This window comes from Pseudomonas sp. MM227 (assembly GCF_947090715.1).
Classification (GTDB): Bacteria; Pseudomonadota; Gammaproteobacteria; order Pseudomonadales; family Pseudomonadaceae; genus Aquipseudomonas; species Aquipseudomonas baltica.
The window spans coordinates 889977-915633 of the sequence record NZ_OX352319.1 but is presented as its reverse complement, the minus strand read 5'-3'; the positions used below and the strand labels follow the sequence as shown (position 1 = coordinate 915633).

Sequence of the window (25657 nt, the reverse complement as noted above, 5' to 3'; positions counted from 1 at the left end):
TACGCCGACATACACCTTAGTCAAATGGAACTAGCTTTCCTTGGCGACGGCCGTCCTATTCCTGCCAGGGGACTGGCGACCCACGATCGGAAAACAACAAGACAGGGACTATCATGCGACATACAAAGCTTTGCTCCGCCATGCTCGCTCTGGGCCTGCTCGGCCAGGTCGGCCTCAGCCAGGCCGCGAACAGCCTGGTGTACTGCTCCGAAGGCAGCCCCGCAGGTTTCGACATCGCCCAGTACACCAGCGGCACCGACAACGATGCTTCGCAACCGATCTACAACCGCCTGACCGAATTCGAAAAAGGCGGGACCAGTGTCATTCCCGCACTGGCCACCAAATGGGACATCTCGGAAGACGGCCTGACCTACACCTTCCACCTGCGCGAAGGGGTCAAGTTCCACAGCAACGAGGCGTTCAAGCCGACCCGTGACTTCAACGCCGACGACGTGCTGTTCACCTTCAACCGCATGCTCGACCCCAACCAGCCGTTCCGCAAGGCCTACCCCACCGAGTTTCCCTACTTCGTCAGCATGAGCCTGGACAAGAACATCGCCAAGGTCGAGAAAGCCGACGACCACACCGTGGTGTTCACCCTCAACGCCGTGGATGCCGCGTTCGTGCAGAACATCGCCATGAACTTCGCCTCCATCCTGTCCGCCGAGTACGCCGACCAGCTGCTCAAGAGCGGCAACATGCGCGACATCAACCAGAAGCCGATCGGCACCGGCCCGTTCGCCTTCCAGCGTTACCAGAAGGACTCGCAGATCCGCTACAAGGCCAACCCGCAGTACTGGGACATGAGCCAGGTAAAGGTCGACCAGCTGATTTTCGCCATCAACACCGATGCTTCGGTGCGCATGCAGAAGCTCAAGAAGAACGAATGCCAGGTGACGGCCTACCCACGCCCCGCCGACCTTGCGGGCCTCAAGGCAGACCCCAAGCTCAAGGTCATGGAGCAGGCCGGCTACAACCTGGGCTACATCACCTACAACGTACGCCACAAGCCGTTCGACCAGCTGGAAGTGCGCCAGGCGATGGACATGGCGGTGAACAAGGACGCCATCCTCAAGGCCGTCTACCAGGGTGCCGGGCAAAAAGCAGTCAATGCCATGCCGCCGACCCAGTGGTCCTACGACGAGAGCATCAAGGACGCACCTTTCGACCCGGAGAAAGCCAAGCAGATGCTGCAGGCCGCCGGGGTCAAGGAAGGCACCGAGATCACCCTCTGGGCCATGCCCGTGCAGCGTCCGTACAACCCCAACGCCAAGCTGATGGCTGAAATGCTGCAGGCCGACTGGGGCAAGATCGGCCTCAAGGTCAAGATCGTCAGCTACGAATGGGGCGAGTACCTGGACCGCACCAAACGCGGCGAACACGACGTTTCGCTGATTGGCTGGACTGGCGACAACGGTGACCCGGACAACTGGTTGGGCACGCTGTACAGCTGCGATGCGATTGGCAGCAACAACTACTCGATGTGGTGCAACCAGGACTACGACAAGCTGGTGCAGCAGGCCAAGCGCGTGACCGATCGCGACGAGCGCAGCGTGCTCTATCGCCAGGCGCAGCAGTTGCTCAAGCAGCAGGTGCCGATCACCCCGATCGCCCACTCCACCGTCAACCAGCCGGTCAGCGCCAAGGTCGACGGCTTCAAGGTCAGCCCGTTCGGGCGTAACGATTTCGGCGGCGTAAGCGTCCGCGACTAGATAAGCCCAGCCCTCCCAAACCCATGGTCGTGCCATGGGTTCGGGGAGCTTTTGGCAAAAAAGAGCAAGCAAACGTTTGCAACTGTCACCACCCGCCATGGATTGGGCACAAGCCGCCTCGATAAAGCGGCAATAAAACCAAAAAATGTAAGGAGCTTCAGTTGAAAATCACCAAGAGAGCAGTACTCACGTTGTCCTTGAGCGGTTTCACGCCCCTGGCCCTGGCCGAAGAAGTCAGCCAGGCTTTCGTCCCTCTCAGCGTCAAGACCAGCAGCGCCCAGGATGAAGCCCAGGGCTTCATCGAGGACTCGAGCCTGACCGGCTCGACGCGCAACTGGTTCGCCAAGGAAAAAGGCAAGCGCGGCCTGACCTGGGGCATCAACAAAGGCAACGGCGCCACCGAACGCACCGGCAGCCGCGACACCTGGGTACAGGGCACCATCGTCAACTACACCTCGGGCTTTACCCAAGGCACGGTAGGTTTCAGTACCGAAGTGGCGGCCTACAACACCGTGGCTCTGGAGCAAGGCAAAGGCCGCGTGGCTGGCGGCGGCAACCGCACCCTGACCGACCACGACGGCGAAGTGGTCGACCAGTGGACCAAGGCAGGCCTGGCCAACCTCAAGGCACGGGTTTCAAACACGGTGGTGACCGCCGGGCGGCAATCGCTGAACACACCGGTGCTGGCCTTCATCGGCAACCGTGCCCTGCCCTCCAGCTTCGAGGGTGTCAGCGTGCACAGCGCCGAGTTCGACAACCTCGATTTCGACCTCGGTACGTTCAGCCGGGTGTCGCCGCGCACCGAGCAGGGCCTGAGCAAATTCAGGACCGAGTACGGCAACGGCACCACTACCGATCAGGTCAACATCTTCGGCCTCAACTACCAGCCGCTGAAAAGCCTGACCACCAGCCTGTACGCGTCCAACGTCAAGGATCTCTGGAACCAGTACTATTTCGGCGCAGCCCATGAATTGGGGGATGCCTCGGTACTGAGCCTGAGCACCGGGTTCAACTATTACAAGACCAAGGATGCGGGCAGCGCCAAGATGGGTGCCATCGACAACGACACCTACAGCCTGTCGTTGACCGCGACGCACAAGGCGCACAGCCTGACCCTGGCCTTCCAGGAAGTGAACGGCGACGAATACTTCGACTATTTGCACGAGACCAACGCCATCTTCCTGGCCAACTCGCTGTTCTCCGACTACAACGGCCCGAACGAAAAATCGTTCCAGGTCGGCTACGGGCTGGACATGGCCAGCTATGGCGTACCGGGGCTCAAGTTCAGCGTCTACACCGCGCGCGGCTGGGGCATCGATGGCACGCGCTACAAGGGTGGCGGCTATGACGGCATTCAGGCTCAGGACGGCGAAAGCCATTACGAGTACGGCTTCGGCACCTCATACGCCGTGCAGGGCGGGCCATTGAAGGCCAGCACCATTCGCGCGACCTACAGTGCCCACCGCGCCAGCGCCAATCAGGTCGATGGCAGCCTCAACGAGCTGCGCATCGTCACTACCATTCCGTTCCAGATTCTTTGATCGGCGAGCGCTGCCCGTGGTTCGCCGAATCACGGGCAGCGACTACGCTTACGTGCGATTGCGAGGGCAACGATGAAAACGCTATCACTCAAGGCTGCCGTAGCCGCCGCCCTGCTCGGCATGAGCCTGGGCGCCAGTGCCAAACCGCTGGTGGTCTGCACCGAAGCCAGTCCCGAAGGTTTCGATATCGTTCAGTACACCGGTGCGGTGACAGCCGACTCCTCAGCCGAAACGGTGTTCAACCGCCTCGTCGACTTCACGCCGGGCAGCACCGATATCCAGCCCGGCCTGGCACGAAGCTGGGACATCAGCGAAGACGGCAAGACCTACACTTTCCACCTGCGCGAGGGCGTGAAGTTCCATACCACGGACTACTTCAAGCCGACCCGCAACCTCACTGCCGACGACGTGCTGTGGAGCTTCATGCGCCAGTTCGATGCCAACCACCCCTGGCATGACAAATCGACCATGGGCTATCCGTACTTCGAATCGATGGGCATGGGTGAGTTGATCCAGAGCATCGACAAGCTTGACGAGCTGACCGTGCGTTTCGTGCTCAAGCGCCCAGAGGCGCCCTTCCTGCGCGACATGGCAATGGGCTTCACCTCGATCTATTCCGCCGAATATGCCGACCAGCTGCTCAAGGCCGGCAAGACCGCCGAGCTGAACAGCAAGCCGATCGGCACCGGCCCCTTCGTGTTCGTGCGCTACAGCAAGGACGCCCAGGTTCGCTACAAGGCCAACCCCGACTATTACAACGGCAAGCCACCGGCCGACCCGCTGATCTTCGCCATCACCGTGGACAACAACGTGCGGGCGCAGAAGCTGCGCGCCAACGAATGCCAGGTCGCGGTGTACCCCAAGCCGGACGACGTGCCGGGCATCAAGGCCGACCCGCAGCTCAAGATCGCGGAAATGGACGCCCTGATGACCAGCTACGTGGCCATCAACACCACCCACAAGTACCTGAGCGACGTGCGCGTGCGCCAGGCCATCCAGATGGCCTTCGACAAGCAGACCTTCGTCCGTACTCTGTTCGGCGAAGGCAACGCAACGCCGGGCGTGGGCCCCTACCCGACCACCCTACTGGGCTACAATCATTCCCTGAAGGACTTGCCCTACGATCCGGCCAAGGCCCGGGCGCTGCTCAAGGAAGCCGGCGTTCCGGAAGGTACGTCGTTCACCATCTTTGCGCGCAATGGCAGCAGCCCGACCAACCCCAATTCCAGCCTGGCGGCGCAGCTGCTCCAGGCGGACCTGGCCAAGGTAGGCATCAAGCTGGATATTCGCGTGCTGGAGTGGGGCGAGTTGATCAAGCGCCTGAAACTGGGCGAACATGACCTGGCCTTCTACGGTTGGGCCGGCGACAACGGCGATCCGGACAACTTTCTCAGCCCGAACCTGACGTGTGAAGCGGCGAAGAACGGCGAAAACGCCGCTCGCTGGTGCAACCCGGAGTTCGATGCATTGGTGAACAAGGCCCGCGAAGCCACTGAACCGGCGGCGCGCGCGGCGTTCTACGAACAGGCACAGGTCATTTTTCTCAAAGAGCAACCCTGGTTGAGCCTGGCGTATCCACGCCTGTTCTCGGCCATGCGCAAGAACGTCGAAGGCTTCCACATAAGCCCGATGACCAATAATAACTTCGCCACCACCCAGGTGAAGTAGAAAAAGACGCCCCGCTTCGGCGCCCATCCGGGCGGACGCGGGGCATGCCTAACCGGCTGATGAGGTACTACGCACGATGTTTAGTTTTATTGCCCGACGTGTGGGATTGCTGATCCCCACTTTCTTCGGCATCACGCTATTGACCTTCGCGTTGATACGCCTGATTCCCGGTGACCCTGTCGAAGTGATGATGGGCGAGCGTCGGGTCGACCCCGAAATGCACGCACAGGCGATGGAACGCCTGGGTCTGAACAAGCCCCTGTATGCCCAGTACCTGGACTACATCGGCAACCTTGCCCAGGGCAACCTGGGCGAGTCGCTGCGGACCCGTGAAAGCGTGTGGACCGAGTTCACCGCACTGTTTCCGGCCACCCTGGAGCTGTCCATTGCCGCGCTGATCTTCGCCGGCATTCTGGGCCTGCTCGCCGGGGTAATCGCCGCACTCAAGCGAGGCTCCCTGTTCGATCACGGGGTCATGGGCATCTCCCTGGCCGGCTATTCCATGCCGATTTTCTGGTGGGGCCTGATCCTGATCATGTTCTTCTCGGTGACCCTGGGCTGGACGCCGGTCTCCGGGCGCATCGACCTGTTGTACGACATCGAGCCGAAAACCGGCTTCATGCTCATCGACACGCTGTTCAGCGAAGACGAAGGCGCCTGGTGGGATGCTCTGCACCACCTGATTCTGCCGGCCATCGTATTGGGCACCATCCCGCTTGCGGTGATCGCGCGCATGACCCGTTCCTCGATGCTCGAAGTGCTGCGCGAGGACTACGTGCGCACGGCGCGCGCCAAGGGCCTGTCGCCGGCCCGCGTGGTCTTCGTGCACGGCCTGCGCAACGCGCTGATTCCGGTGCTGACGGTGTTCGGCCTGCAGGTCGGCACGCTGCTGGCCGGTGCGGTACTGACCGAAACCATTTTCTCCTGGCCGGGCATCGGCAAGTGGCTGATCGAGGCCATCGGCGCCCGTGACTACCCTGTCGTGCAGAACGGCATCCTGTTGATCGCCTGCCTGGTGATCCTGGTCAACTTCGTCGTGGATATCCTCTACGGCCTAGCCAACCCACGCATCCGTCATCAGCGCTGAGACCCTATCCATGACTACGAAAATCGAAACGGTAGCGGTGGATCAGAGCCTGCTCTATCCCTCCCCGTACAAAGAATTCTGGCAGGCTTTTGCCAAGAACAAGGGCGCCGTGGCCGGCCTGGTGTTCATGCTGATCATCGTCTTCTGCGCGCTGTTCGCGCCCTGGGTGGCACCGCACAACCCCAGCGAGCAGTACCGCGACTTTCTCCTGACCCCGCCGGTATGGCTGGAAGGCGGCCAGTGGCAGTTCATTCTGGGCACCGACGAACTGGGCCGCGACCTGCTTTCGCGCCTGATCCAGGGTTCGCGGCTGTCGCTGCTGATCGGCCTGTCGTCGGTGGTGATGTCACTGATCCCGGGCATCCTCATGGGTCTGCTGGCCGGCTTTTTCCCGCGTATCCTCGGGCCGTCGATCATGCGCCTGATGGACGTCATGCTGGCGCTGCCGTCGCTGCTGCTGGCAGTGGCCATCGTCGCCATTCTCGGCCCTGGCCTGATCAACACCGTGATCGCCATTGCCGTGGTGTCGCTGCCTTCCTACGTGCGCCTGACCCGCGCTGCGGTGATGGGTGAACTGAACCGCGACTACGTGACCGCCGCGCGGCTGGCCGGGGCAACGCTGCCACGCCTGATGTTCATTACCGTGCTGCCCAACTGCATGGCGCCGCTGATCGTGCAGGCCACCTTGAGTTTCTCCTCGGCGATTCTCGACGCCGCTGCGCTGGGCTTCCTGGGCCTGGGCGTGCAGCCGCCGACGCCGGAATGGGGCACCATGCTGGCCTCGGCGCGGGACTACATCGAACGCGCCTGGTGGGTGGTGAGCCTGCCGGGTCTGACTATTCTGCTCAGCGTGCTGGCAATCAACCTGATGGGCGACGGGCTGCGCGATGCGCTGGACCCCAAACTCAAGAACGCCGCCTGAGGAGCCGACCATGTCACTTTTGAATATCAACAACCTGAACGTGCGCTTTGGCGACGCCAAGGCTGTGCCGGTCGTCGACGGTCTGGACCTCAGCGTGGACAAGGGCGAAGTGCTCGCCATCGTCGGCGAGTCGGGTTCGGGCAAGTCGGTGACCATGATGGCCCTGATGGGCCTGATCGACGCGCCCGGCATCGTCACGGCCGACTCGCTGCTGTTCGACGGCCACGACATGCTAAAGCTCAACGCACGGCAACGGCGCAAGGTGGTCGGCAAGGACCTGGCGATGATTTTCCAGGATCCGATGACCGCCCTGAACCCAAGCTACACCGTGGGCTTCCAGATCGAGGAGGTCTTGCGCCAGCATCTGGGCATGTCCGGCAAGGCCGCGCGCCAGCGGGCCCTGGAACTGCTCAAGAAGGTGGAAATTCCTGCGGCGGAAAGCCGTCTGGATGCCTACCCCCATCAACTGTCCGGTGGCATGAGCCAGCGCGTTGCGATCGCCATGGCGATTGCCGGCGAACCCAAGCTGCTGATCGCCGACGAACCCACCACCGCCCTGGACGTGACCATTCAGGCGCAGATCATGGAATTGCTGCTCAACCTGCAACAAGAGCAGAACATGGGCCTGATCCTGATCACCCATGACCTGGCCGTGGTGGCCGAAACCGCCCAGCGCGTGTGCGTGATGTACGCCGGCCAGGCGGTGGAGGTGGGCCATGTGCCGCAACTGTTCGATATCCCTGCGCACCCCTACAGCGAAGCGCTGCTGATGGCCATCCCCGAGCACAGCGAGGGCGCCGAACGCCTGGCCACCCTGCCCGGCATCGTCCCGGGCCGCTACGACCGTCCGCAGGGCTGCCTGCTTTCGCCACGCTGCCCCTACGTGCGTGAAAACTGCCGTACCGAACGCCCTGCCCTGGATCAGAAAACCCAGAGCCTGGCGCGCTGTTTCTACCCACTCAATCAGGAGGTGGCGTAATGAGCGTCGTACTGACCGCCCGCGACCTTACTCGCCACTACAACGTCTCGGCCGGGCTGTTCAAGCCTGATGCCGTGGTGCGCGCCCTCAATGGCGTGTCCTTCGAGCTCGAAGCCGGCAAGACCCTTGCCGTGGTCGGTGAATCGGGCTGCGGCAAGTCGACCCTGGCTCGCGCGCTGACCTTGATCGAAGAGCCTTCGTCCGGGTCGCTGCAGATCGCCGGCCAGGAAGTCGCCGGCGCCAGCAAGGCCGAGCGCAAGCAATTGCGCAAAGACGTGCAGATGGTCTTCCAGAGCCCCTATGCCTCGCTCAATCCGCGGCAGAAGATCGGCGATCAGCTCGGTGAGCCATTGCTCATCAACACCTCGCTGAGCAAGGCCGAGCGACGCGAGAAGGTCCAGGCAATGATGCAACAGGTCGGCCTGCGGCCCGAGCACTACCAGCGCTACCCGCACATGTTCTCCGGTGGTCAGCGCCAGCGTATTGCCCTGGCTCGTGCCATGATGCTGCAGCCAAAGGTGCTGGTCGCCGATGAGCCGACCTCGGCACTCGACGTGTCGATCCAGGCGCAGGTGCTGAACCTGTTCATGGACCTGCAGCAGGAGTTCAACACGGCCTATGTGTTCATCTCGCACAACCTGGCGGTGGTGCGTCACGTGGCCGATCAGGTGCTGGTGATGTACCTGGGCCGGCCAGCGGAAATGGGGCCCAAGGAGGACATCTACACCCGGCCTCTGCACCCGTACACCCAGGCGCTGCTGTCGGCAACGCCGACCATCAAGCCCGATCCGCTCAAGCCCAAGATCAAGATCGTCGGCGAATTGCCCAACCCGTTGAATCCGCCGTCGGGCTGTGCGTTCCACAAGCGTTGCCCGTACGCCACCGAACGCTGCAGCACGGAAATACCGGCGTTCCGGCCGGTGGATACGCGGCAAGTGGCGTGTCATTACGCCGAACAGTTCCTGTAACGCTTCAAGGCCTCTTCGCTCACTGTCGAAGAGGCCTTTTGCCTCCCCTTCCTCCCAGTGCATCCGCAGACGAATGTCTCTATGATGCCGAACATGATCAAAGACCCCTTCGCCCGCCTCAACCTCGATCGCGAGGTCATCACCGTCAGCCAGCTCAATGGCCGCGCCCGCGTATTGCTCGAAGACGTCTTCAGCAACATCTGGGTCGAAGGTGAAATCTCCAACCTGGCGCGTCCGGCGTCCGGCCACGTCTATTTCACCCTGAAGGACAGTGGTGCGCAGGTACGCTGCGCCTTGTTCAGGCAGAACGCCCAACGCGTGCGCCAGGTCCTCAAGGACGGCGCAGCGGTAAAGGTGCGTGGCAAGGTCTCGCTGTTCGAAGGCCGTGGCGACTATCAATTGATCCTCGATACCGTGGAGCCCGCCGGCGACGGCGCGCTGCGCATGGCGTTCGATGCGCTCAAGGTCAAGCTCGATGCCGAAGGCCTGTTCAGCAGCGAACGCAAGGTCGCGCTGCCGGCTCACCCGCAACGCATCGGGATCGTCAGCTCGCCGACCGGCGCGGTAATCCGCGACATCATCAGCGTGTTCCGTCGCCGCGCCCCGCAGATCCAGTTGACCCTGATCCCGACCGCCGTGCAGGGCCGCGAAGCCACTGCGCAGATCGTCCGCGCCCTGCGCCTGGCCGATGCGCGCGGGTTCGACGCGATCATCCTCGCCCGTGGCGGCGGTTCGCTGGAGGATCTCTGGTGCTTCAACGAAGAGGCCGTGGCGCGCGCCGTCGATGCCTGCGTGACGCCGATCGTCAGCGCCGTGGGTCACGAGACCGATGTGTCCATCAGCGACTTCGTGGCCGACGTGCGTGCCCCGACACCTTCGGCAGCCGCCGAACTGCTGGCCCCGGATGCCGGCGACCTGCAGCGCCGACTCGACAGCCTGCAGCGGCGCCTGGTGTTGCGCATGCACAATCGCCTGGCCCACGAACGCCTGCGTGTGGAAGGGCTGACCCGTCGCCTGCGCCATCCCGGCGAGCGCCTGCGCCAACAGGCACAGCGCCTGGATGACCTGGACATGCGCATGCGCCGTGCCTTCGAGCGGCAGATGACCGCGCGCGGGCACCGCCTGGCACAGTTGCAGACGCGGCTGGCCGGGCAGCATCCGGACCGAGTCCTGCGGCTGCTCAAACAGCGCCTGGATGGCCTGGCCGAGCGTTTGCCGCGGGCCATGCGCGACACCCTCAAGGCGCGCCGCCTGTTGCTGCAGAGCCAGGTGCAGACCCTGCACGTGGTCAGCCCATTGGCGACCCTCGGACGCGGCTACAGCATCTTGCTCGATGAGCGGGGTCAGGCCATCCGCAGCGCCGAGCAGACCCAGCGCGGTCAATGCCTGATCGCAAGGCTGGGCGAAGGCGAGCTTGCAGTGCGCGTCGAGGACAATCACCTCACGCCCGTTACCCTTTCCCTACTGGACTGATCCATGCCGCGTTTTCTCGTTGTCGCCCTGCTGATATGCCTGTCTTCGTTCGCCCAGGCGGACAGCTACATCACCCGGCTGTTGAACAAACCGGTGCCCGGCGGCGTGGCGGTGGTCGATCTGGGCAGCGCCAGCCAGGCACCAAAGGCCACCTACGATGGCAGGCAGGTGCTGGTCGTCAACGAGCAAGGCACTTGGCGGGCCATCGTAGGTATTCCATTGACGGTCAAGCCGGGCCCGGCGCAGCTGAGTGTGGCCGGGCGCACCGTCGCTTTTCAGGTGGGCAGCAAACAGTACCCGGAACAGCGCATCACTTTGAAGAATACACGGCAGGTCAACCCCAACCCGGCCGACATCAAACGCATCGACGGCGAACTGGCCGAGCAGCTGCGCGCCTATCGCAGCTTCAGCGCTGGCACGCCGAGCAACCTGCTGCTGGACAAGCCTGTCAGCGGACCGCTGTCGAGCAAGTTCGGCGTGCGGCGTTTCTTCAACGGCGAGGAGCGCAATCCGCACTCGGGCCTGGATTTCGCGGTGCCGGCCGGCACGCCGATCAAGACCCCTGCCAATGGCAAGGTGATTCTGGTGGGTGATTACTTCTTCAATGGCAACACCGTGTTCGTCGACCATGGGCAGGGCTTCATCAGCATGTTCTGTCACATGTCCAAGATCGACGTGAAGGTCGGGCAAAGCCTGGCACGCGGTGCAGTGGTCGGCCGGGTCGGCTCCACCGGCCGCGCGACCGGACCGCACATGCACTGGAATATCAGCCTCAACGATGCGCGGGTCGATCCGGCGATCTTCATCAACGCCTTTCAGCCTTGACCCACCGGAAATCCTCTCAGCACTGCTTGACCTGTGGGAGCGGGCTCTGCCCGCGAAGGCCGCACCGTCGACCCAGCGCATTGCGCCGCCCCTTAAAGCCACGCAATCTCTGGCACCCCTTTCCAAATATTCAGCAATAAAATCTCGCCTGCCCCAAGATACCCAACTCTCCTACCATTTTTCTCAATACCCTTGCCATTTTTCACCCCACTGGTTAGGGTTGGGGTCATGAACACTGCACACACCCTCATCCAGCTCCGCCAACACCGCAGCCTCTGCCTGGTCAGTGCACGACTGCCTGGCTGAAACGCGTCGCCTCGCCTCTTCACCATTCGAATGACCGGCAGGCCCTTTCCCCAGGCTGCTCACCAAGGATTTTCACCATGTCCATGCTCAAAGATCCGTCGCAGAAGTACCGTGCGTTCCCGACTATCGACCTGCCCGACCGCACCTGGCCGTCGAAAGCCATCACGGTGGCCCCTATCTGGTGCAGCTCCGACCTGCGAGACGGCAATCAATCGCTGATCGAGCCCATGGACGCGGCAAAGAAGCTGCGCTTCTGGAAAACCCTGGTCGCCGTTGGCGTGAAGGAAATCGAAGCCTCCTTCCCCTCCGCCTCGCAGACCGATTTCGACTTCGTGCGCACCCTGATCGAAGAGGGCCACATCCCGGACGACACGACCATTCAGGTGTTGACCCAGGCCCGCGAAGACCTCATTGCGCGCACGTTCGAATCGCTCAAGGGCGCCAAGAAGGCCATCGTTCACCTGTACAACGCGACGTCGCCGTCCTTCCGCAAGATCGTGTTCAACCAGGACAAGCAGGGCGTCAAGGACATCGCGGTAAATGCCGCCAAGCTGTTCGTCAAATACGCAGCCCAGCAGCCTGAAACCCAGTGGACTTTCCAATACTCGCCGGAAACCTTCAGCGCCACCGAGCTCGAGTTCGCCAAGGAAGTCTGCGATGCGGTGATCGAGGTGTGGAATCCCACCCCGCAGAACAAGGTCATCCTCAACCTGCCGGCCACCGTGGAGGTGTCCACGCCCAACATCTATGCCGACCAGATCGAATGGTTCGGCCGCCATATCAACCGTCGCGACAGCGTGCTGTTGAGCCTGCACACGCACAACGACCGTGGCACCGGCGTGGCTGCGACCGAGCTGGGTCTGATGGCCGGCGCGGATCGCGTCGAAGGCTGCCTGTTCGGCAACGGCGAACGTACCGGTAACGTCGACCTGGTGACCCTCGGCTTGAACCTGTACACCCAGGGCGTCGATCCCGAGCTGGACTTTTCCGACATCGACGGTATCCGCAAGGTGGTCGAAGAGTGCAACCAATTGCCGGTGCATCCTCGTCATCCGTACGTGGGCGATCTGGTTCACACCGCGTTCTCCGGCTCGCACCAGGATGCCATCCGCAAGGGGTTCACCCAGCAGAAGGAAGGCACGTTGTGGGAAGTGCCTTACCTGCCGATCGACCCGGCCGACATCGGTCGCAGCTACGAGGCGGTCATCCGCGTGAACAGTCAGTCGGGCAAGGGTGGTATCACCTACCTGCTGGAACAGGAATACGGCATCAGCCTGCCGCGCCGCATGCAGATCGAGTTCAGCCAGGTGGTACAGGGTGAAACCGACCGCCTGGGCCTCGAGATGACCGCCCAGCAGATCTACGCCTTGTTGCGTAAAGAGTATCTGCAGGCCAACACGCCTTACGCGCTGATCAGTCATCGGTTGCAGGAAGAAAACGGCAACAGTGCCGTGGACGTCGAAGTGCACAGTGACGGAGAAACCCAACACTGGCGTGGCAAGGGTAACGGCGCGCTGGAAGCGCTGGTCGCCTCCATGCCAATCGCCGTCGAGATCATGGACTACAACGAACACGCCATCGGCGCAGGCACGAACGCCAAGGCCGCAGCCTACATCGAGCTGCGGGTGGCCGGTGGCCGTCCCGTGCATGGCGTGGGTGTGGACGAAAACATCACCACGGCCAGCTTCAAGGCCTTGTTCAGCGCGCTGAACCGGTCGCTGAGCCAGCAGGAAGCGAAAGCTGCCTGATATGGGTAGTCGCACAAGAACCGGCCCTTCAGGGCCGGTTTTTTTATGCGTGCGCTACCCCGTAGGAGCGGTCATCGGCCGCGAAAAATACACCGCAGTGTGTCAGGCATAACGCCATGAACCCTTCGCGGCCACAGACCGCTCCTACAAACTATCGAATCATCGGCCGCGAAAAACGCACCGCGGCGTGTCAGGCATGAGCGTTCCTAGCGCAGCTCGTATTCGTCAGCGTCCAGATGGGCCGGGAACCTGCCGCGGTAGGCGCGCAACGCTTCGGTACTTAGGCTTGCGTGGAAGACCCCGTCGGCCTCGCCAGCGCTCAGCAGATTCTCGCCCTGAAAGTCCAACACCTGGCTGTCGCCTGTGTAGGCAAAGCCCTTGCCATCGGTGCCCACGCGGTTCACTGCGGCTACGTAACACAGGTTCTCGATTGCCCGAGCTGGCAGCAGGCGATTCCAGTGCATGCGTCGCGCGCCCGGCCAGTTGGCGGTGTACAGCAGCAGGTCAGTGCCTTGGGCATCGCGGCTCCACACTGGAAAACGCAGGTCGTAGCAGATCAACGGACGCACGCGCCAGCCCTTCACGGAAAACACCGCCTGGTGCTCCCCAGCACTGTAGTGCTCGTGCTCTGCAGCCATGCGAAACAGATGGCGCTTGTCGTAATACAGCATCTGGCCGTCCGGGCACGCCCACAACAGGCGGTTGCGATAGCTGCCGTCTGCAGCCTGGACGATCACGCTGCCGGTCACTACCGCGTCGAGCTTGTCGGCCCACGCCAACAGCCAGCCGTGAGTCACCCCATTCTCCGGCTCGCACTGGCTTTCGGACTCCATCGAGAACCCTGTGGTGAACATCTCCGGCAGGACCACCAGATCTGCACCCCGCGCGTGCTCGAGCAAGGCATCGAAGTGCTCGAGATTGGCTTCGCGGTCGTGCCAGGCCAGCTGGGTCTGCACCAATGCGAGCTTGAGTTCCGGGGCATGCTCGACAACAGTCGCTTCACTCATATTCGGCATAATGTGCTCGCTGCCTCGCGCAGCGTCTCCTCACGTTTGGCGAAACACAACCGGATCAGGCGCTGATCCGCTACCGGGGTGCGATAGAACACCGACACCGGAATGCTCGCTACCCCATGCTCGCGCGTCAACCACAGCGCCATGTCGACGTCGCTCAAGTCGGGCCGGATCGCCGAATAGTCGACCAGTTGGAAGTAGGTACCGGGCGTGGGTGTCAACGTGAAGCGGGAATCCGCCAGCAGGTCGCAGAGCAGATCACGCTTGCCTTGATAGAACGCCGGCAGCTCATCCACATGTCCAGGGTGTGCGGCCATGTAGTCGGCCAACGCGTACTGCAGCGGCGTGACCCCGCAGAAGCTGACGTACTGGTGCACCTTGCGCAGTTCCCGGCTCAGGGCCGGCGGTGCGATCACATAGCCGGTTTTCCAGCCCGTGACGTGGTAGGTCTTGCCGAACGAGCTGACCACGAACGCGCGCTCATACAAGCGTTCATGAGCGAGCACGCTGGCGTGAGCGACGCCGTCGAACACTAGATGCTCATAGACCTCGTCGCTGAGTATGTAGATGTCGCGGTCGGCGATCAGTGCCGCCAATCGGTCCAGTTCCGCAGCACTGATCAAGGCACCGCTGGGATTATGCGGCGTGTTGATGATGATCATGCGTGTGCGCGCGGTAATGGCATCGCTCAACCGCTGCCAGTCGATGGTGAAGTTATCGGCATCCAGCTGCACGTGCACGCAGGTGCCGCCAGCCAGCTCGACCGAGGGTTCGTAGCTGTCGTAGCAGGGATCGAACACGATGACTTCATCGCCGTGGCGAATGACCGCCTGGATCGCGCAGAAAATTGCCTGGGTGGCGCCCGGTGTGATGGTGATCTCGGTTTCGGCGTTCACAGTGCGCCGGTACAGACGCTCGACCTTGATCGCCACCTGTTCGCGCAGGGCCGGTAGGCCGGTCATGGGCGAGTATTGGTTGTGGCCTGCCAGCACATGTCGACCGACCGCCTCGAGCAGGGCGGGCGGACCGTCGAAATCCGGAAAACCCTGGGACAGGTTCAACGCGCCGATTTGTGCGGCAAGTTGCGACATGGTGGTGAAGATGGTGGTGCCGACATTCGGCAGCTTGCTGCTGATCATGAGCTGCTCCCTGGAAAACCGTCCTCCAGTGTAGCAGGCAGACCGCATCCACCGCCGATGCGGCTTGCGCCGCTGCTACGGGGGGCGTGGTGTGTCTGACGGACCGCATCCACCGCCGACGCGGCTTGCGCCGCTGCTACGGGGGGCGTGGTGTGTCTGATGGACCGCATCCACCGCCGACGCGGCTTGCGCCGCTGCTACAGGGGGCGTGGTGTGTCTGACGGGCCGCATCCACCGCCGACGCGGCTTGCGCCGCTGCTACGGGGGCGTGGTGCGTCTGACGGACCGCATCCACCGCCGACGCGGCTTGCGCCGCTGCTACGGGGGGCGTGGTGTGTCTGATGGACCGCATCCACCGCGGACGCGGCTTGCGCCGCTGCTACGGGTTGCACATTTTCCTGTAGCAGCGGCGCGAGCCGCGTCCGGCGTCACCACGGTGTATCAACGCTTGTCGCGGCGCTTCTTGTCGGCCTTCTTGTGGTGCGACATCAGGCGGCGCTTCTTGTTGACCTGCCGATCGGTGAGGGTGTTCTTGTTGCCCTCGTACGGGTTCTCGCCACCCTTGAACTCGATACGGATCGGCGTACCGACCAGCTTGAGCACCCGGCGATAGGTGTTTTCCAGATAGCGCACATACGACTTGGGCACCCGCTCCACCTGGTTGCCGTGGATCACGATTAACGGCGGGTTGGCACCACCCAAGTGCGCGTAGCGCAACTTGATGCGGCGGCTGTTGACCATTGGCGGCTGGTGCTCCTGCACCGCATCCTCGAGGATCTGCGTCAGGCGGCTGGTGGGCCAACGCGTGATCGCCGACTTGAACGAAGCCTGCACCGACGCGTACAGGTTACCCACGCCGGTGCCGTGCAGCGCCGAAATGAAGTGGATGTCGGCAAAGTCGACGAAGAACAACCGCCGCTCCAGCTCGACCTTCACATAGTCGCGCTCGCTGGGCTGCATGCCATCCCACTTGTTCAGCGCGATGACGATGGCACGACCGGTTTCCAGGGCGAAGCCCAGCAGGTTCAAGTCGTGGTCGACCACACCTTCGCGCGCGTCCATGACGAAGATCACCACGTTGGCGTCCTTGATCGCCTGCAGCGTCTTGACCACCGAGAACTTTTCGACTTCCTCGTGGATCTTGCCGCGCTTGCGCACACCGGCCGTGTCGATCAGCGTGTATTTCTCTTCGTTGCGCTCGAAGGGAATGTAGATGCTGTCGCGGGTAGTGCCCGGCTGGTCATAGACGATGACCCGGTCTTCACCGAGCATGCGGTTGACCAGGGTCGACTTGCCAACGTTGGGCCGACCGATGATGGCGATCTTGATGCCATCCTTCTCGCTCGGGCCCGGGATGCGCACGGCTTCCTCGCCTTCGGCCACATCGGCTTCGAGGTCGACTTCGTCATCGTCGCGCGGAAACTCGCCCAGGGCAGCTTCGAGCAACGTGTTGAGGCCACGGCCCTGGGCACCAGCCACGGGGATGGCATCGCCCATGCCCAACGGGGCAAATTCGGCCTTGGCCATTTCCGGGTCGACGTTGTCGACCTTGTTGGCCACCAGCAGCGAGCGCTTGTTACGCTTGCGCAGGTGTTCGGCAATCATCTGGTCGGCGGCGGTGAAACCGGCGCGCGCGTCGACCAGGAACATCACGACATCGGCTTCTTCGATGGCCAGCAGCGACTGCTCGGCCATCTTTTCGTCCATGCCGTGCTCGTCACCGGAAATACCACCGGTGTCGACCAGAATGTAGGAACGCCCTTGCCAGCGCGCCTCACCGTATTGGCGATCACGGGTAAGACCAGACAGGTCGCCGACAATGGCGTCACGGCTCTTGGTCAGGCGGTTGAACATGGTGGATTTACCGACGTTGGGTCGGCCCACCAGGGCGATTACGGGAACCATGCGGCTCTCCACTGCGTTGATTCAGAAAATACAAAGGCCGCTGCAGGCAGCGGCCGGAGTTCGAGGCGCTTCAAAGGAAGCGGCTTGCCGACACCCGCGGGTGTCAGCAAGCATAGTCAATCACTGCTTGACGGTCAGGGCTTCCAGCTTGCCACTGTTGCCGAAAATATAAAGCATGTCGCCGACGACCAGCGGGCGAGCCCGCACGCCATCGCTGTCGACCCGGGTGCGGCTGACGAAACGACCGTCGACCTGGCTCAACAGATGGACATAACCTTCCAGGTCGCCCACTGCGATGTAGCTGGAGAACACTTCGGGCGCCGACAACTGACGACGAGCCAGCTGGTCGTTGCTCCACAGGGCGGTGGTGGAACGCTCGTCGACGCCCTCCACGGTTCCCGAGGCCAGGCTGGTGTAGACGTTGCCGAAGCCCTGCGCGACACCTGCGTAGCTGGAGGCATCACGCTGCCACAGCACGCGCCCGCTTTCCAGGTCCAGGCCGGCCATGCGGCCCTGATAGGTGGTCACATACAACGTGCCGCCGGACAGCAGCAGGCCGCCGTCGATATCGACCACCCGATCCAGCTCGGAGCGGCCCTGGGGCACGGCAACCCGCGCTTCCCAGACCGGCACGCCGTTGGAGATGTCGAGTGCCACGACCTTGCCGGTCGACAGCCCGGCAATCGCCAGCTGGTTGGTCACCAGCGGCGCGCCCGTACCGCGCAGGGTCAGCACCGCCGGGGTGCTGTCGTATAGCCAGCGCTGGTCGCCAGTGCTGGCATCCAGGCCGATCAGGCGATCATCCTGGGTCTGCACTACAACGACGTTGCCATTGTTGGCCGGTGGCGCCAGCACTTCACTGTTCACCCGCGCCTTCCAGCGCTGTTCGCCGGTATCGGCGTCCAGAGCGATCACGTCGCCACGCAGGGTCCCCAGGGTCACCATGCCGTAGCTCACACCGACGGCACCGGAAACCGGCTGGTCCAGATCCTTCTTCCACAACACGTCACCGGTCATGCGGTTCATCGCGACCACTTCACCGGTTACATCGGCGGCGTAGATACGGTCGTTCTCGACGGCCGGCACGAGCATGTTGTAGGTCTTGCCCTGGCCATCGCCGATACCGCGGCTCCAGACCTTCTGCAAGGACACTTCTTCCTTGAAGTCGGTCAGCTCGGCCGGTGGCAGTTCCTTCTTGCTGTTGCTGCTGCAACCCACGGCCATCAAGGCCAGGGCCAGCAATGCTGCATGTTTCCAACGGATCACGTCACGCATCCCCTTTGGCCAGGTCGTCGAGCTTGATTTGAAGGCCACCCACCGCCGCTTCATCGGACAGCGCAGCCTTGGCTTTTTGATAGGCGGCATAAGCGTCGTCGCTGCGGCCCAGTTGCACCAGCAGGTCGCCCTTGAGCTCTTCGCGGGCCGCCAGGAAGGCCTTGTCGGTGTCGCCGTCGAGCAGCTTCAAGGCGTCTTCGGCCTTGTTCTGCGCGGCCATGACCTGTGCCAGGCGCTGACGCGCAACCTCACCCAAGGTGGTGTCGGCTGGCTTGTCGACCACCGTCTTGAGCTCGGCTGCAGCGTCATCGAGCTTGCCGGCATCGACGGCAGCCTTGGCCAGGAACAGGCTGGCGTACTGCGCGTAGGCAGTACCGCCGAACTCGTTCTTGAGCTTGCCGGCCAGATCCGCCACCTGGGCGGTATCGGGCTTGCCGGTCGGGGTCAGGCTGGCTTCCAGCAACTGCTGGTACAGGTTGGAAGCGCTCTGCGACTGGTTGCTCTGGTATCGGGTCCAGGCTTGCCAGCCGAACACGATGACCAGGGCCAGCAGGCCACCGGTCACCAAGGGCTTGCCGTTACGCTGCCACCAGTCCTTGAGTTCGCCCATTTGTTCGTCTTCGGTACTCGACACCCCAATGCTCCTATTCGCGCAAATGCTTGATGCTTGCTTGATTCAGCCCTGCACAACGCAGGTCGCCAGATGATCGGCCAATGCCGACCAGGCAATGTTCTGTTGTTCGCCCTGGCCGCGCAGGGGTTTGAAACCTACCACTTGTTGGGCCAGTTCGTCGTCCCCCAGGATCAAGGCATGCAACGCACCGCTCTTGTCGGCTTTCTTGAACTGACTCTTGAAGCTGCCGGCACCGGCATTGACCATCAAGCGCAGCCCAGGCACTTCGTCGCGCAGCCGCTCGGCCAGGGTCAGACCTGCCAGCTCGGCCTGCTCGCCAAATGCACACAGATACACATCGACCTGTCGGGAAATCGACTCGGGGACCTGCTCCAAGGTTTCGAGCAGCAGGATCAGACGCTCGATGCCCATCGCAAAGCCCACGCCAGGTGTCGGCTTGCCGCCCATCTGTTCGACCAGGCCATCATAGCGGCCACCGGCACACACGGTGCCCTGGGCGCCCAGCTTGTCGGTGACCCATTCGAAGACGGTCTTGCTGTAGTAGTCCAGGCCACGCACCAGCTTGGGGTTGATCACGTAGGGAATGCCGGCGGCGTCCAGACGCGCCTTCAGACCTTCGAAATGCACGCGCGACTCGTCGTCGAGATAATCGGCCAGCTTCGGTGCGTTGACCAGCACCGCCTGGGTTTCCGGGTGCTTGGTATCGAGCACGCGAAGCGGGTTGGTTTTCAGACGGCGCTGACTGTCTTCGTCGATCTGGTCCAGGTGCGCGGTGAGAAACTCCACCAGCGCCTCGCGATAGCGACCGCGGGCTTCGCTGGTGCCCAGGCTGTTGAGTTCCAGGGTGACCGCGTCACGGATCCCCAGCAGCTTCCACAGCCGCCAGGTCAGCACGATCAGCTCGGCATCGATGTCCGGGCCGTCGAGGTTGAACACCTCCAGGCCGATCTGGTGGAACTGGCGATAGCGCCCTTTCTGCGGCCGTTCATGGCGAAACATCGGCCCCATGTACCAGAGTTTCTGCACCTGGCCACCACCGCTCAAGCCATGCTCGAGCACTGCGCGGACACAGGCTGCGGTGCCTTCCGGGCGCAGGGTGAGGGAATCGCCGTTGCGATCCTCGAAGGTGTACATCTCTTTCTCGACGATATCGGTGACTTCGCCGATGGAACGCTTGAACAGGTCGGTGAACTCGACGATGGGCATGCGGATCTGGCGGTAGCCGTAGCCGTCCAGCAAACCGGCCACGGTGCCTTCGAAGTAGCGCCACAGTGGCGTCTGCTCGGGCAGGATGTCGTTCATGCCACGAATGGCTTGCAGAGTCTTGCTCACAAAATATCCTTAGAAATCCCGGTTAGCCGCGAATGATCAACGCCGCGTCGGCTTCGACCTTTTCCGCTGCCTTCTGCCGGATCAGCCTTTCGAGCTCATCCACCAGATTGTCGTTGGTCAGTTTCTGTGACGGCTTGCCGTCGATGTAGATCAGGTTTGGCGTACCGCCAGTCAGACCGACATGGGCCTCCTTGGCCTCGCCCGGTCCGTTGACCACGCAACCGATGACCGCGACGTCCAGCGGCACCAGCAGGTCTTCGAGACGCCCTTCCAGTTCGTTCATGGTCTTGACCACGTCGAAGTTCTGTCGCGAACAGCTGGGGCAGGCAATGAAGTTGATGCCACGCGAACGCAGGCGCAACGACTTGAGGATGTCGTAACCAACCTTGACTTCCTCCACCGGATCGGCTGCCAGCGAAATGCGAATGGTGTCGCCGATACCGTCGGCCAGCAGCATGCCCAGACCGACCGCCGACTTGACCGTGCCGGAGCGCAGGCCACCGGCCTCGGTGATGCCCAGGTGCAAGGGCTGGATGATCTGCTTGGCGAGCAGGCGATAGGCGTCGACGGCCATGAACACGTCGGACGCTTTCACGCTGACCTTGAAATCGTGGAAATCCAGGCGCACCAGATGCTCGACGTGACGCAGCGCCGACTCGACCAGCGCTTCGGGCGTCGGCTCGCCGTACTTCTTCTGCAGGTCCTTTTCCAGCGAGCCTGCGTTGACACCTATACGGATCGGGATCCCGCGGTCGCGGGCGGCATCGACCACGGCGCGCACGCGGTCTTCGCGACCGATGTTGCCGGGGTTGATGCGCAGGCAGTCCACGCCCAGTTCGGCCACGCGCAGGGCGATCTTGTAGTCGAAGTGGATGTCTGCCACCAGCGGCACGCTGACGCGCTGCTTGATGCGACCGAACGCCTCGGCGGCGTCCATGTCGGGCACGGACACGCGCACGATGTCGGCACCGGCATCGACCAGACGCTGGATCTGCCCCACGGTGGCATCGACGTCATTGGTATCGGTATTGGTCATGCTTTGCACGGCAATGGGCGCATCGCCCCCCACCGGTACCGAGCCAACCCATATTTTGCGCGATTCGCGGCGCTTGATCGGAGATTCACCGTGCATGTTATTGCCCCAGCTTCATGCGAGCAGTATTGCCCTTGGTAAAGGGCGCGACATCCACCGCTTGACCGTTGTAAGTCACCTGGGCGGCATTGGCCACGCCCAGGCGTATGGCGAACGGCGGCTTGCCGCCGACCTGAAGATTCTCGCCGGAACGCTTGAGACCGCTGTACAGGACCTTGCCGGTGGCATCACTGACCTGAGTCCAGCAATCGGCGACGAAGTTGATCCCGACCTGGCCTTGCCCGGCCACTGGAGCCTCAATGGGCGCAGGGACGGCAGCCGGGGCGGCAGCACTGCTAGTCGGGGCGCTGCTCGGGCTCGGCGCGGCAACGGTCGCTGGTGTCTGCGCCGCAACCGGCGGCTGCGGCGCCGTGGCGGCAGGCGTACCGGTGGTGGCCGGGTCGACCGGGGCCTGGCCCTGGTTCAGGCTCAAGGCCGTCGGCTCGCCTTCGCGCGCAGCCACGACCGCCTGGTCTTCAGGCTCGTCGAGCGGATGGATCTGGGTGGTGCCATCGGCGCTTTCGACTTCGACGTGCTCCAGCGCGACGTTGGTCGGATCGGTGCCCCGCGCGGTGGTCTTGTCCTGCCACCAGAGGAAACCGCCACCCACCAGCGCCAGTACCAGCATCAGGCTGACGATGCGCAGCAGGTTGTGAGCCAGGCGCGATGGTTCTTCGATGCGACCCAGGCCATGCACGTTGCTGCCCTGCGCATTGGTGCCCGTGTACTGGTCGAACGCCTGCACCAGTACTGCCTGATCCAGGCCCAGCAACTTGGCATAGGCGCGGATGTAGCCACGGGAAAAGGTGTGCCCGGGCAGCTTGTCGAACGCGCCCGCTTCCAGGTTGGCCAGCGAGGTGGGCGTGAGATTGAGCCGGGCGGCCACCTCAGGCAACGACCACTCTTTGCTTTCGCGGGCCTGACGCAAGGTATCGCCGGGGTTTACACGAGAGCCTGCTGCTACTTCGGGATGCGCCGCTTTCATCTTTGCTCCGACAGGTATTGCTGATATTCCGGCGTACCGGGATAAAGCCGTTTGAGTTGCAGGCCATAACTGGCGGCCTTGTTCTTGTCTTCGTAGACTTTCGCCAGACGCGTGCCAAGCAGCAGACTGCGCGCGGTGTGCTCGCTCAACTGGGTGAACCGGTCGAAATACTCCTTGGCCGGCACATAATGCATGTCCTGGTATGACATCTCGGCCATTTCCAGCAATGCACGGGGCTGCTGACGGTTGAGCCGCAGGGCCTTCTCCAGGTTCTGCTGTGCCACCTCGCGTTGCCCAAGGGCCACTGCGGTCATGCCGAGGTTCTCGAAGACCCGTGAACGCTCCGGGTAAAGCGTATCGGCGGCGGCCTTCTCGAACAGTTCATAGGCTTCCTTGTAGCGTTTCTGCTCGTACAGGAAACTGCCGTAGTTGTTCAGGATACGGGCATCGCTGCGAGCGTTCAAAGCCTTGCGAAAATGCTGCTCGGCGAGCTCCGGTTCCATCTCCGCCTGGAACACCAGGGCCAGTGCGGCATTGGCGTCGGCGTCGGAGCTGTTCAGCTCCAGAGCCTTCTTCAAGGGAATCTTCGCCCGTTCGGTACTGCCTTCCTGCAGGTAGCCCAGGCCCAGTTGCACGTATGCCTGACGTGCCTCGTCCCGCCCCTTGCTGGTGTCCATCGGATTGACCTTGCCCGTGGTGACGCAGCCGGTCAGCAAGGCGAATACGATCAGCAGCGCAGCGCGCAGGGTCATGGGGTTCCTCTCGTTCAGTTCCGATTCGCGGCAGTTTGCGGCATATCGGCCTCAGCGCCTAATTGGCGCACGGCGATGTAGCGTTCACTGCGGCGCGTGCGGTCCATGACCTGACCCACCAGCTGGCCACAGGCCGCGTCGATGTCCTCGCCACGGGTGGTGCGTACGGTGACGTTGAAGCCAGCCTGATGCAGGTGATCCTGGAAACGACGGATCGCATTGTTGCTCGGGCGCTCGTAGCCGGAATGCGGGAACGGGTTGAACGGAATGAGGTTGACCTTGCAGGGCACGTTCTTGAGCAACTCGACCATTTCCACGGCATGCTCGAGCTGGTCGTTGACGTCCTTGAGCAGGGTGTACTCGATAGTCAGCACGCGCTTCTCGCCCAGCTGCGACATGTAGCGCTGGCACGACTCGAGCAGCATCTTGAGCGGGTACTTCTTGTTGATCGGCACCAACTGGTTGCGCAACGCGTCGTTGGGCGCGTGCAGCGACAGGGCCAGGGAGACGTCGATGTGATCGGCGAGCACGTCGATCATGGGCACGACACCCGAGGTCGACAGGGTGACCCGGCGTTTGGAGATGCCATAGCCCAGGTCATCCATCATCAGGCGCATGGCCGCGATGACGTTGTCGAAGTTCAGCAGCGGCTCGCCCATGCCCATCATCACCACGTTGGTGATGGCACGGTCGACGGTCGCCGGGACGCTGCCGAAGGATTTGTTGGCAATCCACACCTGGCCAATGACTTCGGCGGCGGTGAGGTTGCTGTTGAAGCCTTGTTTGCCGGTGGAGCAGAAACTGCAATCCAGCGCACAGCCCGCCTGGGACGACACACACAAGGTGCCACGCTTGCCCTGGGGGATGTACACGGTCTCGACGCAGCTGCCGGACGCCACGCGCACCACCCACTTGCGGGTGCCGTCGGTGGAGATGTCCTCGCTGACCACTTCGGGGCCGCGGATCTCGGCACAGGCCTTGAGCTTTTCGCGCAGGGCCTTGCCGACGTTGGTCATGGCATCGAAATCGTCCACGCCAAAATGGTGAATCCACTTCATGACCTGACCGGCACGAAAGCGCTTCTCCCCGATCGAGTCGAAGAACTGTTCCATTTCCGGTTGAGTCAGACCCAACAGGTTCGTCTTGCCAGTCATATCAGTCATGGGTTCACCTTCACTCGTTGGCCGTGGCTTAGCGAGTGGTTACTTCGGTAGTAGCGAAGAAGTATGCGATTTCGCGGGCAGCAGCAGCTTCGGAGTCCGAACCGTGGACGGCGTTGGCGTCGATGGATTCGGCGAAGTCGGCACGGATGGTACCGGCAGCAGCTTCTTTAGGGTTGGTAGCACCCATCAGTTCGCGGTTCAGAGCGATGGCGTTTTCACCTTCCAGAACCTGGACGACGACCGGGCCGGAAGTCATGAAGGCAACCAGCTCACCGAAGAAGCCACGAGCGCTGTGTTCGGCGTAGAAGCCTTCGGCTTCGGCTTTGGACAGTTGCTTGAGTTTCGAGGCAACGACGCGCAGGCCGGCTTTTTCGAAACGAGTGGTGATCTCGCCGATGACGTTCTTGGCGACAGCGTCGGGCTTGATGATGGAGAAAGTACGTTGAACAGCCATGTGAAACTCCAGAAACAGTGATTGAAGCGAAAAATTAAACCCGCGAATTATACGCGGGTTCCGGGGTATTGCCTAACCTGCAAATCGATCAGTCCTTTTCGGCAGCCCAGAGGGTCTGCACCGCCTCGAGCACCTTCTCGCCGACGCGACCGGAGGCGTCGTCGAAATCGGGCAGCGCCTTGATCATCTGCTGCAGGCGGGTGAAGCCGATCGAATACGGATCGAGTTCCGGATGCCGTTCTTCCAGCTCCTCGGCGATCCGCTGTACATCATTCCAACCATAGCTCATGACGATTCCTCGGTCAGTGCGGCGCTTCGGCGGCGTGATTGAGCGAGTACTTGGGAATCTCGACGGTGATGTCCTGGGTGCCGACCTTGGCCTGGCAGCTCAGGCGCGACGTCGGCTCAAGGCCCCAGGCGCGATCGAGGAAATCCTCTTCCAGCTCGTCGGCCTCTTCCAGCGTGTCGAAACCGGCACGGATCACGCAATGGCAGGTGGTGCAGGCGCACACGCCGCCACAGGCACTCTCGATCTCGATATGATGATCGTGGGCAACGTCGAGCAGCGACCGGCCAGTTTCAGCTTCGACCACCATGCCGTCCGGGCAATGCTCGGCGTGGGGCAGAAAAGTCACCTTCGGCAT

23 protein-coding genes are annotated in these 25657 nt (G+C 62.5%); 10 read left to right on the top strand and 13 right to left on the bottom strand.

Going from position 1 to position 25657, the window contains the following annotated elements; translation table 11 throughout:
* Window positions 1-113 precede the first annotated feature (113 nt).
* From ONG87_RS04070 to leuA, 10 genes are all read left to right on the top strand, one after another.
* A complete protein-coding gene (locus tag ONG87_RS04070; RefSeq protein WP_122479530.1) occupies window positions 114-1712 on the top strand; it encodes an ABC transporter substrate-binding protein in 1599 nt (532 codons plus the stop codon).
* A gap of 161 nt (window positions 1713-1873) precedes the next feature.
* Complete coding sequence (locus ONG87_RS04065; RefSeq protein WP_122479531.1) at window positions 1874-3253, top strand: OprD family porin; 1380 nt, start codon at window positions 1874-1876, stop codon at window positions 3251-3253.
* A gap of 72 nt (window positions 3254-3325) precedes the next feature.
* A complete protein-coding gene (locus ONG87_RS04060; protein WP_264382262.1) occupies window positions 3326-4921 on the top strand; it encodes an ABC transporter substrate-binding protein in 1596 nt (531 codons plus the stop codon).
* 76 nt (window positions 4922-4997) lie between these two features.
* Entirely contained in the window at window positions 4998-6008 is a 1011-nt protein-coding gene (locus tag ONG87_RS04055; protein ID WP_122479533.1) for an ABC transporter permease subunit, read from the top strand.
* A 10-nt stretch (window positions 6009-6018) separates the two neighbouring features.
* Window positions 6019-6930 carry an ABC transporter permease subunit gene (locus ONG87_RS04050; protein WP_049861914.1) on the top strand — a complete coding sequence of 304 codons (912 nt, stop codon included), beginning with the start codon at window positions 6019-6021 and terminating at the stop codon, window positions 6928-6930.
* Between the two features lie 10 nt (window positions 6931-6940).
* Window positions 6941-7909 (top strand): ABC transporter ATP-binding protein, encoded by a 969-nt coding sequence (locus ONG87_RS04045; RefSeq protein ID WP_122479534.1) that lies wholly within the window; start codon window positions 6941-6943, stop codon window positions 7907-7909.
* Window positions 7909-8877 (top strand): peptide ABC transporter ATP-binding protein, encoded by a 969-nt coding sequence (locus ONG87_RS04040; protein WP_122479535.1) that lies wholly within the window; start codon window positions 7909-7911, stop codon window positions 8875-8877. Before ONG87_RS04045 ends, ONG87_RS04040 begins: the two co-directional genes overlap by 1 nt.
* Window positions 8878-8970: 93 nt before the next feature.
* Window positions 8971-10350, top strand: a complete 1380-nt coding sequence (gene xseA / locus ONG87_RS04035; protein WP_122479737.1) for an exodeoxyribonuclease VII large subunit — start codon at window positions 8971-8973, stop codon at window positions 10348-10350.
* Between the two features lie 3 nt (window positions 10351-10353).
* The gene (locus ONG87_RS04030) at window positions 10354-11175 is read left to right on the top strand and encodes a M23 family metallopeptidase (protein WP_185794069.1); all 822 of its coding nucleotides are present in this window, start codon (window positions 10354-10356) and stop codon (window positions 11173-11175) included.
* A gap of 383 nt (window positions 11176-11558) precedes the next feature.
* Window positions 11559-13229, top strand: a complete 1671-nt coding sequence (gene leuA / locus ONG87_RS04025) for a 2-isopropylmalate synthase (RefSeq protein WP_264382261.1) — start codon at window positions 11559-11561, stop codon at window positions 13227-13229.
* A gap of 206 nt (window positions 13230-13435) precedes the next feature.
* Here leuA and ONG87_RS04020 read toward each other — a convergent pair whose 3' ends face one another.
* The 13 genes from ONG87_RS04020 to fdx all read right to left on the bottom strand — a co-directional run bounded on the left by ONG87_RS04020 (window position 13436) and on the right by fdx (window position 25657).
* The gene (locus tag ONG87_RS04020) at window positions 13436-14236 is read right to left on the bottom strand and encodes an amidohydrolase (RefSeq protein ID WP_264382822.1); all 801 of its coding nucleotides are present in this window, start codon (window positions 14234-14236) and stop codon (window positions 13436-13438) included.
* Complete coding sequence (locus tag ONG87_RS04015) at window positions 14233-15381, bottom strand: pyridoxal phosphate-dependent aminotransferase (protein ID WP_264382260.1); 1149 nt, start codon at window positions 15379-15381, stop codon at window positions 14233-14235. Before ONG87_RS04015 ends, ONG87_RS04020 begins: the two co-directional genes overlap by 4 nt.
* Before the next feature lie 441 nt (window positions 15382-15822).
* Complete coding sequence (gene der / locus ONG87_RS04010; RefSeq protein ID WP_122479541.1) at window positions 15823-17286, bottom strand: ribosome biogenesis GTPase Der; 1464 nt, start codon at window positions 17284-17286, stop codon at window positions 15823-15825.
* 120 nt (window positions 17287-17406) lie between these two features.
* Window positions 17407-18561 (bottom strand): outer membrane protein assembly factor BamB, encoded by a 1155-nt coding sequence (gene bamB / locus ONG87_RS04005; protein ID WP_122479542.1) that lies wholly within the window; start codon window positions 18559-18561, stop codon window positions 17407-17409.
* A complete protein-coding gene (locus ONG87_RS04000; RefSeq protein ID WP_122479543.1) occupies window positions 18554-19195 on the bottom strand; it encodes a tetratricopeptide repeat protein in 642 nt (213 codons plus the stop codon). Before ONG87_RS04000 ends, bamB begins: the two co-directional genes overlap by 8 nt.
* A 42-nt stretch (window positions 19196-19237) precedes the next feature.
* Window positions 19238-20527 carry a histidine--tRNA ligase gene (gene hisS, locus ONG87_RS03995; protein ID WP_122479544.1) on the bottom strand — a complete coding sequence of 430 codons (1290 nt, stop codon included), beginning with the start codon at window positions 20525-20527 and terminating at the stop codon, window positions 19238-19240.
* 22 nt (window positions 20528-20549) lie between these two features.
* Window positions 20550-21659 (bottom strand): flavodoxin-dependent (E)-4-hydroxy-3-methylbut-2-enyl-diphosphate synthase, encoded by a 1110-nt coding sequence (gene ispG / locus ONG87_RS03990; protein WP_122713484.1) that lies wholly within the window; start codon window positions 21657-21659, stop codon window positions 20550-20552.
* Between the two features lies 1 nt (window position 21660).
* Window positions 21661-22644, bottom strand: a complete 984-nt coding sequence (locus ONG87_RS03985; protein ID WP_192104258.1) for a RodZ family helix-turn-helix domain-containing protein — start codon at window positions 22642-22644, stop codon at window positions 21661-21663.
* Complete coding sequence (gene pilW / locus ONG87_RS03980; protein WP_043186565.1) at window positions 22641-23396, bottom strand: type IV pilus biogenesis/stability protein PilW; 756 nt, start codon at window positions 23394-23396, stop codon at window positions 22641-22643. Before pilW ends, ONG87_RS03985 begins: the two co-directional genes overlap by 4 nt.
* 14 nt (window positions 23397-23410) lie before the next feature.
* Window positions 23411-24559: a 23S rRNA (adenine(2503)-C(2))-methyltransferase RlmN gene (gene rlmN / locus ONG87_RS03975; protein WP_122479547.1), complete on the bottom strand. Its 1149-nt coding sequence runs from the start codon at window positions 24557-24559 to the stop codon at window positions 23411-23413.
* Between the two features lie 28 nt (window positions 24560-24587).
* A complete protein-coding gene (gene ndk, locus ONG87_RS03970) occupies window positions 24588-25013 on the bottom strand; it encodes a nucleoside-diphosphate kinase (protein WP_043186559.1) in 426 nt (141 codons plus the stop codon).
* An 88-nt stretch (window positions 25014-25101) separates the two neighbouring features.
* Window positions 25102-25302 (bottom strand): Fe-S cluster assembly protein IscX, encoded by a 201-nt coding sequence (iscX, locus tag ONG87_RS03965; protein ID WP_122479548.1) that lies wholly within the window; start codon window positions 25300-25302, stop codon window positions 25102-25104.
* A gap of 13 nt (window positions 25303-25315) precedes the next feature.
* Window positions 25316-25657, bottom strand: coding sequence for an ISC system 2Fe-2S type ferredoxin (fdx, locus tag ONG87_RS03960; RefSeq protein ID WP_122479549.1), 342 nt, complete (start codon window positions 25655-25657; stop codon window positions 25316-25318).